14 protein-coding genes and 1 tRNA gene are annotated in these 16,922 nt (G+C 42.8%); 11 read left to right on the top strand and 4 right to left on the bottom strand.

What is annotated here, in order from left to right:
* Positions 1 to 179: 179 nt before the first annotated feature.
* The 6 genes from AC07NA_RS15980 to AC07NA_RS15955 all read left to right on the top strand — a co-directional run bounded on the left by AC07NA_RS15980 (position 180) and on the right by AC07NA_RS15955 (position 8,266).
* Positions 180 to 488 (top strand): helix-turn-helix domain-containing protein, encoded by a 309-nt coding sequence (locus tag AC07NA_RS15980; RefSeq protein ID WP_494898580.1) that lies wholly within the window; start codon positions 180 to 182, stop codon positions 486 to 488.
* Positions 489 to 1,082: 594 nt separating this feature from the next.
* Complete coding sequence (locus AC07NA_RS15975; RefSeq protein ID WP_494898579.1) at positions 1,083 to 1,439, top strand: plasmid mobilization protein; 357 nt, start codon at positions 1,083 to 1,085, stop codon at positions 1,437 to 1,439.
* The gene (locus AC07NA_RS15970) at positions 1,414 to 2,565 is read left to right on the top strand and encodes a relaxase/mobilization nuclease domain-containing protein (RefSeq protein WP_494898578.1); all 1,152 of its coding nucleotides are present in this window, start codon (positions 1,414 to 1,416) and stop codon (positions 2,563 to 2,565) included. Before AC07NA_RS15975 ends, AC07NA_RS15970 begins: the two co-directional genes overlap by 26 nt.
* 238 nt (positions 2,566 to 2,803) lie before the next feature.
* Positions 2,804 to 3,700, top strand: a complete 897-nt coding sequence (locus AC07NA_RS15965; protein ID WP_494898577.1) for a tyrosine-type recombinase/integrase — start codon at positions 2,804 to 2,806, stop codon at positions 3,698 to 3,700.
* 47 nt (positions 3,701 to 3,747) lie between these two features.
* On the top strand, positions 3,748 to 4,752 hold the full coding sequence (locus AC07NA_RS15960) for a hypothetical protein (RefSeq protein ID WP_494898575.1): 1,005 nt from the start codon (positions 3,748 to 3,750) through the stop codon (positions 4,750 to 4,752).
* A gap of 283 nt (positions 4,753 to 5,035) precedes the next feature.
* Positions 5,036 to 8,266, top strand: a complete 3,231-nt coding sequence (locus AC07NA_RS15955) for an SNF2-related protein (RefSeq protein ID WP_494898574.1) — start codon at positions 5,036 to 5,038, stop codon at positions 8,264 to 8,266.
* Positions 8,267 to 8,474: 208 nt separating this feature from the next.
* Here AC07NA_RS15955 and AC07NA_RS15950 read toward each other — a convergent pair whose 3' ends face one another.
* The 4 genes from AC07NA_RS15950 to AC07NA_RS15935 form a co-directional block, all read right to left on the bottom strand.
* On the bottom strand, positions 8,475 to 9,173 hold the full coding sequence (locus AC07NA_RS15950) for a nucleotidyl transferase AbiEii/AbiGii toxin family protein (RefSeq protein ID WP_494898573.1): 699 nt from the start codon (positions 9,171 to 9,173) through the stop codon (positions 8,475 to 8,477).
* Positions 9,131 to 9,631: a DUF6922 domain-containing protein gene (locus AC07NA_RS15945; RefSeq protein WP_494898572.1), complete on the bottom strand. Its 501-nt coding sequence runs from the start codon at positions 9,629 to 9,631 to the stop codon at positions 9,131 to 9,133. Before AC07NA_RS15945 ends, AC07NA_RS15950 begins: the two co-directional genes overlap by 43 nt.
* Before the next feature lie 70 nt (positions 9,632 to 9,701).
* Positions 9,702 to 10,922: a site-specific integrase gene (locus AC07NA_RS15940; RefSeq protein WP_494898571.1), complete on the bottom strand. Its 1,221-nt coding sequence runs from the start codon at positions 10,920 to 10,922 to the stop codon at positions 9,702 to 9,704.
* Positions 10,923 to 11,173: 251 nt separating this feature from the next.
* Positions 11,174 to 11,247: transfer RNA gene (locus AC07NA_RS15935), tRNA-Asp, on the bottom strand.
* A gap of 232 nt (positions 11,248 to 11,479) precedes the next feature.
* On the opposite strand from AC07NA_RS15935, the gene uxuA reads away from it, so the two are divergent.
* The 5 genes from uxuA to AC07NA_RS15910 all read left to right on the top strand — a co-directional run bounded on the left by uxuA (position 11,480) and on the right by AC07NA_RS15910 (position 16,411).
* Positions 11,480 to 12,682, top strand: a complete 1,203-nt coding sequence (gene uxuA, locus AC07NA_RS15930) for a mannonate dehydratase (protein WP_494898570.1) — start codon at positions 11,480 to 11,482, stop codon at positions 12,680 to 12,682.
* Between the two features lie 99 nt (positions 12,683 to 12,781).
* The gene (locus tag AC07NA_RS15925; protein ID WP_494898569.1) at positions 12,782 to 13,804 is read left to right on the top strand and encodes a PfkB family carbohydrate kinase; all 1,023 of its coding nucleotides are present in this window, start codon (positions 12,782 to 12,784) and stop codon (positions 13,802 to 13,804) included.
* Entirely contained in the window at positions 13,797 to 14,456 is a 660-nt protein-coding gene (locus AC07NA_RS15920) for a bifunctional 4-hydroxy-2-oxoglutarate aldolase/2-dehydro-3-deoxy-phosphogluconate aldolase (protein ID WP_494898568.1), read from the top strand. The genes AC07NA_RS15925 and AC07NA_RS15920 overlap by 8 nt, the downstream gene beginning before the upstream one ends.
* Before the next feature lie 11 nt (positions 14,457 to 14,467).
* Entirely contained in the window at positions 14,468 to 15,748 is a 1,281-nt protein-coding gene (locus AC07NA_RS15915) for an MFS transporter (protein ID WP_494898566.1), read from the top strand.
* A 51-nt stretch (positions 15,749 to 15,799) separates the two neighbouring features.
* Positions 15,800 to 16,411: a hypothetical protein gene (locus AC07NA_RS15910; RefSeq protein ID WP_494898565.1), complete on the top strand. Its 612-nt coding sequence runs from the start codon at positions 15,800 to 15,802 to the stop codon at positions 16,409 to 16,411.
* Positions 16,412 to 16,922: the final 511 nt, after the last annotated feature.

The raw sequence follows: 16,922 nt of genomic DNA, 5'->3' as shown, positions 1-16,922 counted from the left end.
AAATCAAATCTCATCAAAAGCCGTCAAATCTAATTATGTCAATTGCTGATTTAATGATTCAAAGATAATTATTTGTTTTGACATATTTTAAATTATCAAAACATTGCTTTACATTTGTTTTGATATCAATCCAACTGAGGTGCGGTTAAGGAGGGGCAACTCGAGAATTACCTACACAGATGGATAATAATTATGAAATATTAACAATTAATTTATTGAAAATGACAGCAATTGAGTTGATTACAAAAGAAGATCTGAAGGCGTTTAAGAAAGAATTACTGGAAGATATAAAGGCTATTGTTCATCCGGGAAAAGAACAACAAAAGCAATGGTTAAAAAGCAATGAGGTAAGAAAGCTACTAAACATTTCACCAGGGACACTCCAAAATCTTCGTGTTAATGGCACCCTTTGTTATACCAAAATCGGTGGCATGATGTATTACAAGTTGGAGGACATCTATAAAATTCTGGAAGGAGGTGGGCATTGAAGTCTATTATAAAAAATAAAGAGTTAGCGATTTATGCCGAAAGGGTTAAGCTCATGGGCAGTAATCAGCGACTATACGCCACTCACGTGAGTCTTTTTACCGCTGTATTTGTCAGTTGGCAGCGAAATGGATTTAACAGTCCTTTTTCAGTCAGCCGCCGACAGCTAATGTTGTACAGTCGGATTGCATCATTTGCTACTTATCACAAATGCATAAAGGAGTTAGTTGCTTATGGGTATATCCATTATAAGCCTTCGTATCATCCAATAGAAGGAAGTTTGATGTATTGGCCGGAGAACATGCCTTAGTAAGTTGTAGATCTGTATGACCCTATATACAACTCTCAAAGTAACAGTATAATTAAGTATCAGTAGAACTTAATATCGAAGTAACAGTGTAATTGAATAACAAGGCAAGATGAATCGAGTTCATAAATGGCAGCAAAGTTCCGACATTTAATAATGCACATAAACAGCTATCTGTATATACCAATATATTATCCGGTTGTTTAAAGCAAGCCATGTTTCGGGCCTCCCGAAACGCTTGCCGGGACACCCGGACCCGTTATACTTCACTTCGTTCAGCATAAAATTTATGGGAAGACCAGAGTTGTCAAAGGAGGAAAAAAGGTCAGAAAGGATCACCTTAAAGCTGACAAAAGAAGAAAAGAAAAAGATAGATAAAGCCGCATCAATTTGCGGTTTACCGCCAGTGGTGCTTGTAAGGGAGAAGCTCTTTAAGGGAAGGTTTCCGGAGGCAAAAATTCCCAAGGTTGATATGGACACCTATGTGGAATTAAAAAAAATTGGGGTAAATATTAACCAGCAAACCAAGCAGCTGAATGCAGGTAAATTACCTATCGGCTTACTTGCACTTTTGAATAAATTAAAAGCGCAGGAGGAAAAAATTATTAAGGGATTATTTTATGATAGCCAGTCAGAAAATAGGTAAAAGCTTTTTAGGAGCATTAAACTACAATCTCAAAAAGCTTTATCATCCTGACCAAAATAAGAGAGCAGAATTATTGGACAGCAGTTTTGCATCGACTGATTCCATAATGATACAGCAGGAACTTAGACTAATCAGAAGCTTAAAGCCAAATCTAAGTCGCTATGTATACCACACAAGCCTTAATTTTTCAGTTGAAGATGAATTGGACAATAATAAGTTATTGTCAATCGCCCATGATTATTTAAAGGAAAGTGGATATACGAATAATCAGTATATGATCTTTCGCCATCACGATGCCCCTCATCCTCATATACACCTATTGGTAAACCGAATTTCTTTTGACGGGACAGTAGTTTCAGACAGTAACAATTTTAAACGTAGTGAAGATATTATAAGGAAACTGGAGCGAAGGTATAATCTAAAGACGGTACAATCCAGTAAGGAAACCTTGTTAAAAGCAGCTAAAATCGGCGAAATTGAACAAACATTAAGAACAGGCAAACCCTCAGATAAATTGATACTGCAAAACAAACTAATTAACATCCTCAAGCAGGGAAATCTTTCAATCAAAGAACTAATAGAAAAAGGCGAGCGACAAGGAATTTATTTTCTTTTCAACCAGGCGACGACCGGGAGGATTTCAGGCATTACTTATTTTCATAATGGGTTTAAGATAAAAGGACAGGCTTTAGGGAACAGGTTTAAATGGGCGGAACTGATTAAACAAATCAACTATGAGCAAATTAGAGATAGCAAAGCAATTAGCGAAGCAAACAGCAGAACGAAAGCAAATTATGGAGATCAATCATGGCAAAACGGAGAACTCGAACCAGGCCAGCGTGGACGAAAGAGAGGTGATGAATTTTATACAAGCAGTCCAACTGAATCTTACTTTGACGAGGGAGATTCAAGACAGGCAGATAAAGTTGGAGAAGAAGGTCGATCAAAATCACAAAGAGATTTTGAAGCAGGTGAGGATGTTTACATTCCTCATGATGGTTCCCCTAATAATCGCAATTATGGCCATTATGATTCTTACGGCTTTGAAATAAGCGATGATGTAGATGATGAAGCAATACATAGGAGAAGGAGAAAGAAAAGTCAAAGTAGAAGTATTGGCCGTTGAGGTTCTCGGATGATGTAACCTTATTCACCACTGCCGCAAAGGTAGCCCAAGCCGGAATAAAAAGTCAAGGGTACACAAGCGAGCCGCATCGTAAGCTTTCAGCGGCTGGCTCGCCCTTGACATTTTATCCGGCTTTGCTTTTAGTTGCTTACATGGTGATTAAGGTAGTATCGTTCATAGCTGTCAAAAAAGAAAACTTAACTCCGCCAGTTCTTCGGGATAAACAGATGTTTGTCGAATGAATAATACAAAGAACAATAAATCTACCGCCTTTCTTTTTAAACAGGCCCTCGACAAAAAACTCACATCGGATATTAGTAAACAGCATAAAGACAGCCTGCGATATGTTTACAATCATTTCATGGCTTTTTTGGGCGAAGATGGTCGCGAGACTTCAATCAAAAAAATAAAAACAGCTCAAATTGAAGAATTCCTCCAGCGATACAATTCATCTGCTACAAGCTATATGAATAAAAGGCGCGACTTGAGCGTGCTTTTTAATACTGCCACAAGGTTAATAGACGAAAATCTAATGACGATCAAAAAGACAGAAGTAAAGAGAATAAAAGCTACGCTTCATTTGGCTTATGAAAAAGAACAATTACAGCCTGTACTTGATTTTTTAAAAGGTAATCACACTAATCTATATCGCTGTTGCCTAATGACCTATGGTTGCTTATTACGCCCTCATGAAGAGATACGATTGCTTACAAAAAAGCATTTCAAAAACGGCAACACAGAAATTCATTTAGCAGGAAATGAAAATAAGGGCGGAAGGGTAAGAGTCGCCTTTGTTCCTGATTATGTAAGAGAAGAACTTGAGCCGGTGCTAGCCCAACTAAAAAGAGACGACAATATATTCAGCTTAACTAAAGAGCCCTTCAATTATACCTATTTTGCTAAACAATGGTCGCGGGAAAGAAAGAAACTTCTGAGTCATGGCCTGGTCTATCCAAAACAAACATTGTATTCCTTTCGGCATACTGCCGCAATTAATGTATTTCGACGAACGAAAGATGTTTATATAGTTCAGAAAATGATGGCACATTCCTCGGTAGTTGTGACACTTAAATATTTGAGGAGCCTTGGTGAATTTAATACTGATGAATTAAGAGCAGCAGCACCCGTACTATGATTAGGCTTACCCGTGAAGAGATCTATAACATGGTATGGGAGTTGCCTATGACTGAGATCGCTAAGAAGTATATTATATCTGACGTTGGGTTTCGTAAATTGTGTCTTCGATTAAATATTCCTATTCCCAAAAGCGGGGATTGGTCTAAGGTAAAAGCCGGCCACAAACTTAGGAAGCCTAAATTATCTACAGTATGGAAAGGGAAAGCATTCGCCGAACTTGATGAACGCCCACCAGATCAGCAAGTCAAGAAAGTTTCCGAGTTGGACCTGCTTGTTAAGAAGGTTATCTTAGAGAACCTACCTTTTAAAGTTCCTGACCGCCTAACAAAACCAGACATTTTAACTATTGTTGCAAAAGAAAGTTTATCTAAACTAACCGATGTTAATCATCCAGGAATGGTTGTAACAGCAAAAGGCCAGTTAGATATGCGTGTAGCCCCATCAAACGCCAGTCGGGCGCTTCGCTTTATGGATACGCTGATTAAATGCGTACGTGCTAGGGGCTATTCTTATGAGGTAAATAATGATGGTAATTTCGTTGTTATAAATAATATAAAGCTTCGAGTCAATTTTCGAGAGCAGACAAATAAATTTAGGGTGCATCATAAGCCATATCAAGATTTTGAATGGCGCCCTAATGGTAAACTTGCTTTTCGGCTTGATAGCCGATTAAAGGCAGAATGGAGAGACTTAAAAACTCAGTTACTTGAGGAGCAGCTACCCAAGATATTAGCAAAGCTGGAATTAGCTGCTAAGCAAGAAAAAGAGTATTTAGAAAAAGCACGCCTGTGGCAGGAAAACTGGGAAAGACAAAGGAAAATACAGGCAGAGCGAGAAATACGTCAGCGTCAGGAACAAAAAGAATTCCACGAACTAATGATCAAAGCCAAGCGTTGGAAACAGGCCCAGTTGCTTCGCGAGTATCTTACAGCTATACCAAATGTTAACCATGAATGGCTTTCCTGGGCAAATAATAAAGCAGATTGGCTCGATCCGATTACTAACGCTTATGATGAATGGCTAACAGAAAAAGATTTGGAGGCTGTTTAAAGCCGATTGAGACTATCGTGTACTAATTGTAACTATATATCTGTGTAGCCATATATCTGGCTATATAGCTACACAGATATCAATTGTCAGTTTTATTCTCCGCAAATTTGCGGAGAATATAGCCATGATTCTCCGCATAAATTTAAGACAGACAAGATACACTATTCGTCTCTGGGAATTTTCAGGTTTTCCACTTGTCCAACGTACTGGAAGCGTGTTGTTGGGACTTGATTTATAATTAATTACCTTTAATTCTTATAAATCATTATCACAACAATTTTAAATGGCCGGAACTCATCTACAAAAGCCGTCGCCGCAAACGGTCATCGATTTCGATCAGGTTAAATGGCCTAAACAGGAGGGATATCCCCTAAACATCCACTCTGCCGGGCGAACGGTCGAAAGCATTGTTTACGGAGATATCGCGGATAGTTCCACTTTTTTGATACTGACTGGTTTCACTTCTTTATCAAACTTAGTCGATCTGTTTGGTAGTAAGGACCATCCGCAATTAAGTGCCGTACGTGTACTTATTGGTTTTGAGCCGAATATCAAAGGTCGCAAAGTCTATTTGCGATACGGTCTGGAAAAGGAAATAAAAGAGTACTGGGTTAAAAGAGGTTTATCTATACTTCAAGGTGGTGCGGTGATCTACCTGATCGAAAAAATCCGAAGCGGCTGGATACAGTTCCGCTTCCGGGATAAGCTTCATGCCAAGATCTATGTAGGTGACCACTTCGCTACACTCGGATCCTCCAACTTCAGCAAGAATGGTTTGAACTTACAGGATGAGGCGAACATCAGGGTAGCGAACGAAGGTAGTACCGCCAATCAATACCGGGATATCCGCCTGATAGCCGAGAGTTTTTATGACGAGGCCAGCCCTTATAATGACAAACTGATCGCTTTACTTGAAAACCTTATCGGCGATGCGACTTGGCAGGAAGCCCTAGCCCGCGCTATTGCCGAGATGCTTGAAGGAAACTGGCTGAATGAATATAAAGAGATCATCAGCCGTATGTCCGGCGCTAACCTTTGGCCGACTCAATGGAAAGGGCTCGCACAGGCGGTCTCTATTCTACAGCGTCAGTCGAATGTGCTCATCGCAGACCCGACCGGCGCCGGCAAAACGCGTCTATGTACCGCGCTCGTTCTCTGTCTGCAGCACCTGCTGTATGAGACCGGTAAGCACCATCGCACGGAATCGCTCATCATCTGCCCACCACTTGTACTGAAGAAATGGGCTGGCGAGTTTCATCGCTTCGGTAAGATCAACCATAATCAGGTTTCTATGGGAATGCTCAGTAATGGATCCCCTGAAAATAAAGAACGGATCGGGGCACAACTGAAGCTGGCCAACCTACTCATTATCGATGAAGCGCACAGCTATCTCGCCGATTCTGGGCGTACCTTCCAGATCAAGACCAACCGCGCCGATCATAAGATCCTTATTACCGCTACGCCCATTAGTAGACGCGTGGAGGATGTGCTCAGCCTCGTAAAACTGCTGGATGTCGACAACCTGACCGATGAGGCCTTTAAGATTTATCTCGAATTGCTGAAAAAACCTTACTACGGTAACCAGATGGACAACGTAGCGATGCTCCGGGAATTCATCAGCCAATTCACCGTCAGGCGGACCAAAAAGCGCCTGAACGAGGAAGTTGAAAAGGATGAGGAGGCCTTCAAAAACAGTTTGGAAAAAGGCTGCCGCTTCCCCAAACAGGTGGAAAAGATTTATCAAACCCGGGAAACGCCAGCGGATAAAGATATTGTTCGCGAGATCGGTGAGTTGGCGCGGCAATTGAAAGGCATCACTTATCTGACTGGTTTCCGCCTACAGGACCCCGGGGAAGAGGAGAGTCAAAATTTGAACCATTATGTAGAGCGGCGTATTTTTTCCGCCCGCTCTCTGTCGATCTATATGATTCGTTATGCGCTCCGCTCGTCACACGTCGCGCTGATCGAGCACATTGAGGGTTCTGAAAAGGCAATGACGCATTTCGGCTTCCGGGGTAAATCAAAGGTCACCGGTAATAAGCTGCAGAAGATAGATGACATCATCGCGCGTCGAGAACTCCCGTACCGTCAAGGTAAATTCAAGAGCATACCCTTCCCAGAATGGCTCGTGGACGAGCATCTTTATTTCGAAGCTTGCGAAAAAGAACTGGCACTTTACCGCGAGATTGCCCGCAAAGCCAAGTCATTATCCGGTACCAGGGAACTCGGCAAGGTCCATGAACTGATAAATGCTACCAAGGCCCACCGCAACTTACTGGCCTTTGACTCGACCGTAATCACTTTGTATTATCTCCGCAAACTGTTCGCGGAAAATTACCCTGCACAAAAACTTCTGGTTGCCAGCGGCAGTGAGGAAGACAAAGACAGCCAGAAAGTATTGGATGTTTTTAAACTGGAATCCAAGGACCAGGAACGCTATATTGCCTTATGCTCGGATAAAATGTCGGAAAGCGTAGACCTGCAGAAAGCTTCCTGCGTATTCTTACTGGATACTCCGAGCGTGCTCCGCATTGTCGAGCAGCGTATCGGCCGGGCAGACCGCATGGACAGCATGCATAAAGCCATTGACATTTACTGGGCTTATGATTCCGACGAATATTCGCTCAAAGGAGACGAGCGCCTGATCGAGACCAACCACGTTGTGGAGCTGATTTATGGCTCAAACTTCCAGGTGCCCGAAATATTGAAGGGACGCCGCTTTACCAAGACCGACAGTGTAGAAGCATTGATTGAAGAATATAAGGATTTCGTAGACAAGGACGAATCCTGGACCGGTGTCGAAGACCGCTTTCAGTGTATCCGCAACCTCAAGGAAGGGCCGGATGCCCTGATTTCGGAAGCGGTCTATCAGCAGTTCGCCAATGTGGCCTCCGAGGTCAAAGCCAAGGTAAGCTTCATCGCTGGCTCCGGTAAATGGTGCTTCATCGCCCTGCGCGGCGACCACCGCAAAAGCCCTCACTGGTATTTTATCGATGAGAATGACCTGATCGAAAGTGATATGATTCGCGTGACCGCGCAACTGCGCAGTCATATCAGTAAGGATGCTGTACGCTTGAAATGGGATGCCATCAGCCTGAATCATTATGTTACGCTGTTCAAGAAAAAAGAACGCGAACTGCTACCCGCTAAGAAACGCCGGGCCCTGGAGGTTGCCGATCATATCCTCAGGCAACGCAAGCAGCAGAAAGACCTCGACCGGGAATTGAGCACGGCCCTGAACATGATGCAGGAGCTGCTATTGGGCAGGTCTGAAGAGATCGTCGACTACGACCGATTGGCCGATGAATGGATTGTCGTCCTGCAGCCTTACCTGGAAGTCAAAAGGGAAAATAAAAAAAACAAGAAACTGGAATTCAACCTCAACAGCCTGAAGCGGGATCATGCCCGGATCGAACTATCCGCGGACCAGCTGTACCATATGGCCGAACAGTCGATCATTGCCGAGGCGATCGACAAGCGGATCGCGTCCTGCATCATTGCCATTGGCGGATAAAGATATTTTGCTTTTCACGGTAAATATTGTGTAGAAACAGAGATATTGAGATGTAATGACGTGCTTTACTAGGAATTAATCGGCTATTTAAAGCAGGTTGAACAAAGAGGTAACAATATTATTAGATAGTTGTATATCTTTATAGCCAGATACACCGCTACATAGATATACTTCATATTCTTTACATAAATTAAATTCGCTAGATCTACTATCTCTTAGGATCACCTCTATTGGGGCCGATATCTTCAGAATTATCATCGTCCCGATTAAATCCTCGATTTTGCCGCTCTCTATCATGTTTAGTTATCGCATCATTAATACTCGTACTTACGTGCTGCCATCTTAAGCTTTTATCTTTAAGAATTACCGGAACGTTAAAATCAATATCGTTGTGGTAAAGAAGTGAATTACGAGCTTGAGTCCGATCTACATTAGGATATTTGCTACAATAAAACTCCAGTATGTCATTATATTCAAATTCCTGAAGCAGATAATGAATATCAATAAAGTCCTTTATTCGTTGTCCGCTATGAACTATTGCATTTATTTTCATTGCGGCGATATCTTCTAAAGACATCATTCGAATTCCTTGAATGGTTTCGATTTGTTTAACCGCCGGGTATTTATGACTGATCAGGTCAAAATCCACATCAAAAATACTTCCACTGACGTAGTTGCTTTTTTGCCTTCTGATTAATGCGTTGTATTGTTTTTCCAGATGCATCGCTAATTTTACGGCATCAAAATCTCCGGTATTGAAAAGATCTATGTCAATGGATTCTCTATGGCCAAGCTTCAAAGCTAAAGCCGTTCCGCCAACAAGGTAAAAAGATTTGAATTGCTGATCACGCATCAGCTTGTGGATTAGATCCAGTGTCCCTGGTTTAACTGTTTCTTCGTGTAACATTTGAGCTCAGTTTTGCTCAACTGAAAATATTCACAAACAGCTTCTACAGTCATATCGGTTAAATAGTTGATTTCTTCTTTTAAAGAGTGGATCAGATTATCCTGGCCATAAAATCGTATTATTTCTTTCCAATCTGATTGGTCGCCCTTATTAAGCACCCGCTCAATAATAGTCAGTCTTGACCGTCTCCAATCAATTTTATCAAACTCAAAATCCCAGAATAATACGGGCGATAGATTGGGCCTGCTGATTTTTTGTATCAGCGGCTGCCGTTCTATTTTAATCTCGTCATTTTCGAATGGGATCTTTTTTTTAGAAAGATAATTATTAAGGGTATGATAATTAAAATCCGGGTAGCTATCGCAAAAACCTTTCAGACTTGAAAACACATCAATATCAATGCCTGCAAAACGTTTCCATTGTACCAACACCACTCTTTTATTGATTTCTTTTATCATACCCAAATTTAACCAATAACTATACAAAATGCCTAATATTTGTGAATATTTGTCAATTGAAGGTTAGTGGTTAGTTAATCGATGATAACTTAATTTTAAGTGTAGCCATATCGGAACTGATCTTATGATCCATTACTTTGGCATAAATCTGTGTGGTTTTAATACTGGTATGACCCATCATCTTCGCTACACTCTCAATCGGAACGCCGTTATTAAGTGTTATAGTTGTAGCAAACGTGTGCCTGGCAATATGGAAGGTCAATAATTTGGAAATTCCACACAAATCGGCAATTTCCTTTAAATAGGCATTCATTTTTTGATTGCTCATTACCGGTAGCAATAGGTCATCGACAATACATTGCGGATTGTCTTGGTATCTTTCGATTACTTTTAATGCTGCCGGCAAAATGGGAATGCGAGATAGGGTATCTGTTTTCTGGCGGTTAGTATAAATCCATAAATCACCATCAATACCCTTAACCATTCCAGAGCGTTTAAGCTTTTTAACATCGACATAGGCAAGTCCGGTATAACAGCTAAACAGAAAAATATCCCTAACTAATCGTAGTCTGTCTACCGGAAATTGCTTATCGGCAATAGCTGTCAATTCTTCTTTAGTTAGCACAATCCGATGAACTTTCTTTGTTTTTGGTTTATAATTGAGATAAGGATCGACGGTAAGCCAACCGTTACCCAAACAGATACGGACAATTTTGCCCAAGTTCTTGATATACTTGATCGCAGAGTTATTGGCACACTTGCGCACGCTCCTCAGATAGTATTCAAAGTCATTAAGGAATTCGAAATTGATTTTTGTGATAGGTATATCAGAAACATTGTGCTGCCACTGCATAAAATCTTTGGTATGCATTAAAGCTGTTTCATAACGCTGCAGGGTGCTCTTTTCAAATTCCTGTCCTACCAGGTTACGCATCTTTTGGTTATGGTCTTCAAAAACGGAAACCAAGGTGCGTATCTTTTCTGTTTTACCAATAAAACGATTTTTGAGGCTCTCGGCGGTAACCATTTCGTCATTAGCCGTCATCCAGCGATGAAACTCTTGGGCTTTGGCTTGCAAGGTGTCGAGGTAAGAGTTGAGGGTACGGACGTCTTCTTTGGTGCCGATAGCTCGGCCTGCTTGAGTATTCCAGCGGGATGGGTCACAAGTTTTGCCGGTTGAGGCTTCAGCTCTTTGGCCATCAACGGTAAACCGCAGATAAATGGCTACAGGGCCATTCTTGTAGGTAGAGCGCTTCTTTAAATAAAAAAGCAAATTGATGTTAGTTCTCATTACAAATGAATTAAATAGTGAAACAAAATTGATTATTCCATCATTTGCAATCAAGATGTTCACTCGCTGAACATCTTCTAAATCAGTTACTTATGAAATTTCTGGTGAGCATCTTTTTGGCTTTAATATGCTCACCGAATTGCTCACCTTTTTTATGCTAAAACATGCATATTTTGGTATTTTCGGGCAAACAAAAAAGCCTGTAAATCGATGATTTACAGGCTTTTAGTCAATTTTGACATTGTTTTCTGCGGAATGGACGGGACTCGAACCCGCGACCTCCTGCGTGACAGGCAGGCATTCTAACCAGCTGAACTACCACTCCGTTTTTCCGAAATCCGTTTTGTTTTTCGGTGTGCAAATATACACAGGTTTTCTTATTTCACAAGGGGAGGGTTGTAAAATAGTTCAATTAATTTATACTGCTTTGATTATGTGTTGATTATATTTTATAAAAAAATGAAAATATATGCTCACACATATCAAAATGGCTTATTTTAGCCTCAAATTATTTAAACCAAGGCGGTTTTTAGCTTAAAAAACTGTTTTTATATACTATGATCAACAATTTAAAACAAACGTTTCGCTGGTTTGGCCCGGCAGATCCGGTTACTTTGCAGGCTATTACACAAACGGGGGCCACCGGTATTGTAACCGCCCTGTATCATATATCAAGCGGGGAGGTATGGCCGCTCGGCGAGATCCTACAGCGTAAACAAATGATAGAACAGGCCGGGTTAACCTGGGATGTGGTTGAGAGCGTGAACATTCACGAAGCTATCAAAACCGCCGGTGCAGATCGCGACTGGTATATCGATAACTATATTGCCACTATCAAAAACCTTTCATCGGCCGGCATCAACATTATATGCTACAATTTTATGCCCGTGCTGGATTGGACACGTACTGATCTTGATTTCCGACTAAACAACGGTGCGTCGGCCTTACGCTATGATGCAAAGGCGCTTGCCGCGTTTGATCTGTATATATTGGAACGGGAGGGCGCGTTTAAAGATTATAGCGAAGAACAGCAGGCTGCTGCCAAAGGCTACCTGGCTGAAATAACCGCTGAACAAAAACAACAATTGATCAATAACCTGCTGGCGGGTTTGCCGGGGACTAATAAAACGCTCACCATTCCGGAGTTTAACGGCTACTTGCAACGGTATGCCAATGTGGATGCCGCGGCGTTGAAAAGTAACCTTCAATATTTTCTGCGGGCTATTGTTCCGCATGCGGAGGAAGCGGGAGTGAAAATGTGTATCCATCCGGATGATCCGCCGTTCCCTATATTGGGTTTACCGAGGGTGGTATCTACAGAAAAAGATTTGGAAGATGTGGTGAACGCCAGTCCGTCGCCAAGTAATGGTATCACTTTTTGCAGCGGCTCGTTAGGTGCAAGGGGCGATAATGATTTGCCAGGGATAGTTGAACGCTTAGGCACACATATACACTTTTTACACCTGCGTAATGTACAGCGCGAGGCCGACGGCAGCTTTTACGAGGCCGAACATTTAGGCGGTAGTACTGATATGTACGCGGTAATGAAAAATATTATCATCGAACAAAAGAAACGGGAAGATGCCGGTCGCAAGGATATCGCCATACCAATGCGACCCGATCACGGGCATAAAATACTCGACGATTTTAGGTATAATACCTATCATGGTTATTCGGCCATCGGTCGTTTAAAAGGCCTGGCCGAGCTGCGGGGTTTGGAATTAGGCACAAAAAGAGCGTTATTTGAAAAAGAGGATTGATCTGTTGATCCGCGCAGCTACCAATTACCAAACCTATGATACCATTTACCGGGCAACCGTTTCCGTTCAAATTTAATGTTAACCTCTACCTCAATAGCAATGGATAATAAAGGCGCTGTTTTATCATTTGGCGAACTCTTGCTGCGGATAACACCTGATGCTGATGGTCAATGGCTGCAAAATAATAACCTCCCGTTTTTTGTTGGCGGTGCCGAATTGAATGTAGCTACCGCACTGGCCTTATGGGGATTGCCATCAAAATATTTTACGGCATTGCCGGATAATGGTCTGTCGACGCAAATCATCGCTTACTTACATCAAAAAAATATCGATACTACCCCGGTATTCTTTTCGGGCGACAGGATAGGCCTCTACTTTTTAACCAAAGGGAAGGACCTGAAGAACGATGCCCTCATTTATGACCGTGCACATTCGGCCTTTGCTAATTTGCAACCAGGAATGATTGATTGGGATAGCATACTTGAAGGCGTAAGCTGGTTCAACTTCAGCGCCATATGCCCGGCCATCAGTGATAACGTGGCCCAAGTATGTGAAGAAGCCTTAAAAGAAGCCTCAAAACGCAATATCACCATATCTGTCGATTTAAATTACAGGTCGAAATTATGGAAATACGGTAAAAAACCACAAGAGGTAATGACGGAACTATTGCCTTATTGCGATATCGTGATGGGTAATATCTGGGCAGCCGAAACTATGTTGGGTATTGAAGTAGTGCCCGATATTCATGAAAGCGGCCAGCAAAGCATCTACCTGAAAGAAGCCCTGAATACTTCACAAAAAATTATGGCGCTATACCCTAAATGCAAGGCGGTTGCCAACACCTTCAGGTTTGATGCAAAAAGCGACATTACTTACTATTCGGCATTATACACCGGCGATAAACTGTATCATTCGGCCCAATACGAAACTTCGCATATTGTAGATAAGGTAGGCAGCGGCGATTGTTTTATGGCCGGGCTTATTTATGGGTTTTATAACGATTGGGCTCCTGCCGAAACATTAGCTTTCGCTACAGCATCGGCCTTTCAAAAGTTGTTTGTAGAGAGCGATGCCACCAATAAAACTGTTGACCAGATCAAAAAAACGATAATTTATGAGTAAGCAAGCCGATGTGGTAGATGCCATTATTGTGCAGGGCATGCTGCCCCTGTATTTTTATGAGGATGCCGAAGTAAGCGTACAAGTTGCCCGTACGTTGTATAAAGCAGGGGTAAGGGTGTTTGAATATACCAACCGGGGGGAAAGCGCGCTCGAAAACTTTAAAGCGCTTAAAAAGGTGCAAAAGGCCGAAATGCCCGATCTGCATTTAGGGATAGGTACTATAAAAACCCTTGCCGAAGCCGAAGCCTTCATTAGTGCCGGAGCCGATTTTATTGTTGCTCCCGTAATTAACCCGGAAGTAGGTAAGCTTGCGCATAAACATGGCATGCTGTGGATTCCCGGATGTTTAACACCTACCGAGATTTTTACCGCCCAACAGCACGAGGCGGCCATTATAAAACTGTTTCCGGCAAATATATTAGGGCCGGGCTTTTTGAGCAGTATAAAAGAGCTGTTCCCCGGTCAAAAGTTTATACCAACAGGCGGGGTTGATACCACCAAAGAGAACATTCTCGACTGGTTTAGGGCCGGGGTTTGCGCCGTGGGCATGGGCAGTAAGCTCATCAGCAAGCAGGTGTTAGATAATAAATTATACGATCAATTATATACTGATACCATACATGTGAGCGAGATAATACAAAGTTGTAAGTAAACCAACCAATTATGCCTTCACCTAAAACCGGTAACTACAGATGGGTAGTAGTTGCCTTGTTGTTTTTTGCTACCACTATCAACTACCTTGATAGGCAGGTACTAAGCTATTTAAAGCCAACGCTCGAAAAAGAGTTCGGCTGGGATAATACTACTTACGGCTATATCAATGGCCTTTTCCAGCTTTTTTACGCTACCGGGTTATTAATATCGGGTAGGTTTATCGATAAAATTGGCACCAAGTTAGGGTACACCATATCTATCGTAGTATGGAGTTTGGCGGCCATGTTGCATGCCATCGCCAAAACATCTTATGGTTTTATGGCCGCGAGGGGATTGCTGGGTTTGGGCGAATCGGGCAATTTTCCGTCGGCCATCCGCAGTGTGGCCGAGTGGTTCCCGAAACGGGAGCGGGCTTTTGCTACCGGCATTTTTAATTCGGGCGCTAATATTGGCGCTGTGGCTGCGCCGATATGTATTCCGCTTATATTGGGTTTATACGGCTGGCAGGCGGCTTTTATCATCACCGGGGGCATAGGCTTTGTATGGTTGATCTTTTGGGTCATCTTTTACGAAATTCCTTCTAAAAAGAAAAACCTCGACCCGGCCGAACTCGCCCTTATTAATGAAGATTCAGTTACCGAAACTGCGGCCGATGTAAAGATAGGCTGGGGCGCTTTGTTCCGCATAAGGCAAACATGGGCATTTATAACAGGCAAATTTTTAACCGACCCTATATGGTATTTCTTTTTAACCTGGCTGCCCGATTATTTCAGCAAAACCTTCCATCTCGATTTAAAGAAACCTACGCTGCCGCTCATTATTATTTACACAGCCACAACGGTTGGCAGCATTGGCGGTGGGTACCTGTCATCATACCTCATTAAAAAGGGCTGGTCGCCGTTTAAGGCACGCAAGGTATCTATGCTGATATTCGCGCTTTGCGTAGTGCCCATTGCCTCGGCACGTTTCTGTACCGATATGTGGCAGGCCGTAGCATTGATCAGTTTGGCCGCTGCCGCGCACCAGGCCTGGAGTGCTAACCTGTATACCTCCATGTCCGATCATTTTCCTAAAAGCTCGGTCAGTTCGGTTACAGGTATCGGTGGTATGGCGGGTTCATTCAGCGGTTTTGTGTTCCCCATTGTGATAGGGTACGTGCTGGATATTTATACCCGCCTGGGTAATGTAACGGTTGGTTATAATCTCATCTTTTTGTTCTGCGGTATAGCCTATATCCTGGCCTGGATAATCACCCATTTCCTGATGCGAAATGCCAGGCCGGTTGTTTAAACGTTTTTCATTTATACCGAACACTTTACGCGCATTAACTGTTAACGGAATATGAGCATAGCCGATCAAAACATCCCCGAACAACGCGAAGGCGAGCATAATGATGTAATTCAGTATGTTGATCTGCCCACCGTAGCCGAAGCGCACCATTTGTTTATGCTGGTGAAAGACCGCCTTAAAGATGTATCAAACTGGCATACCTTCACAGGTCCGGTTGAATCAAAGTTTGGCATAACCGATACGCAGGGGCGCGAAACTTATAAGATAGTGGAAAAGGGCGATCATATTTACATAGATATGCCCGGGCCGGGTTCTATCAGCGGCGGCGGTTACGATTGGGTGCGTGTAGAAGCCCTTAGCGAGCACGATAATGCCGAAGCAGAATCGGAATATGTGGCCATTACTGTGCGACCTGTAGCCAACCCCAAAAAGCCCGGAAGCGTGATTGCGCATTTCTTTAGCCACAACTCCACCAATACCTTTATTGTAGAACGTTACCGTAACCGGGTAAGCGCCGCAGTACATGGCCGCAACGAACAACCCAATACCGACGGCAACCTGATCGACGATATCCGCAACATCATAGTAGGCCTAACCGCCCGCCACGGCCTCAGCGGCCCGCACTGGCAGGTATTTGTCGATAATATTTTAAAGCAGGGGTAGGGGGATTATCGCTTCATTAGTTTCTGCGTGCTTAATAATGAGGGCTTAGATTCGAATGAGTAATGTACTGTCTTTTCGAAAATCAATGCCTGTGGTACTTCGTAACCGATAGCCCCGTGATCCGCTCATACGTGCACAAGGCATTAAGCACAGGCCGGTATCCGCTATTCCCGGGTTTAGTTGGGAGAGGGTAGTGCGAGTTTGGAGATGCAATTGTCCTGCTATATGTTTTGCCTCACCCAACCCTCTCCAAGGGATAGGGCTTTATACTTTTATATATTAAATATTGCTTTTCCCGTCAGCAAACAGCTTCGGCGAAAACGGGCAGAACTTTGGAGGCCATGAGCGCAAAGGCGGGCATAGGAACTTGTTGCATGTGGGGTAGATGTCGAGCGGCGAAGCATAGGGCAAAAGTTTCAGCCCCAAGTTCAGCACGTTTTGTATTATAGGTCTACCATAATTCCAAACTTTAATCAAAAAGATTTTTTTCAAGCTGTTCTCTTATACTTTT

The organism is Mucilaginibacter sp. GW821-FHT07G05, from assembly GCF_059418565.1.
This window is presented reverse-complemented; position numbering and strand designations above follow the sequence as displayed.

Coding starts and splice junctions, on each gene's coding strand:
- AC07NA_RS15980 (WP_494898580.1), top strand. CDS start 180: ATGGATAATAATTATGAAATATTAACAATTAATTTATTGAAAATGACA.
- AC07NA_RS15975 (WP_494898579.1), top strand. CDS start 1,083: ATGGGAAGACCAGAGTTGTCAAAGGAGGAAAAAAGGTCAGAAAGGATC.
- AC07NA_RS15970 (WP_494898578.1), top strand. CDS start 1,414: ATGATAGCCAGTCAGAAAATAGGTAAAAGCTTTTTAGGAGCATTAAAC.
- AC07NA_RS15965 (WP_494898577.1), top strand. CDS start 2,804: ATGAATAATACAAAGAACAATAAATCTACCGCCTTTCTTTTTAAACAG.
- AC07NA_RS15960 (WP_494898575.1), top strand. CDS start 3,748: ATGACTGAGATCGCTAAGAAGTATATTATATCTGACGTTGGGTTTCGT.
- AC07NA_RS15955 (WP_494898574.1), top strand. CDS start 5,036: ATGGCCGGAACTCATCTACAAAAGCCGTCGCCGCAAACGGTCATCGAT.
- AC07NA_RS15950 (WP_494898573.1), bottom strand. CDS start 9,173: ATGTTACACGAAGAAACAGTTAAACCAGGGACACTGGATCTAATCCAC.
- AC07NA_RS15945 (WP_494898572.1), bottom strand. CDS start 9,631: ATGATAAAAGAAATCAATAAAAGAGTGGTGTTGGTACAATGGAAACGT.
- AC07NA_RS15940 (WP_494898571.1), bottom strand. CDS start 10,922: ATGAGAACTAACATCAATTTGCTTTTTTATTTAAAGAAGCGCTCTACC.
- uxuA (WP_494898570.1), top strand. CDS start 11,480: ATGATCAACAATTTAAAACAAACGTTTCGCTGGTTTGGCCCGGCAGAT.
- AC07NA_RS15925 (WP_494898569.1), top strand. CDS start 12,782: ATGGATAATAAAGGCGCTGTTTTATCATTTGGCGAACTCTTGCTGCGG.
- AC07NA_RS15920 (WP_494898568.1), top strand. CDS start 13,797: ATGAGTAAGCAAGCCGATGTGGTAGATGCCATTATTGTGCAGGGCATG.
- AC07NA_RS15915 (WP_494898566.1), top strand. CDS start 14,468: ATGCCTTCACCTAAAACCGGTAACTACAGATGGGTAGTAGTTGCCTTG.
- AC07NA_RS15910 (WP_494898565.1), top strand. CDS start 15,800: ATGAGCATAGCCGATCAAAACATCCCCGAACAACGCGAAGGCGAGCAT.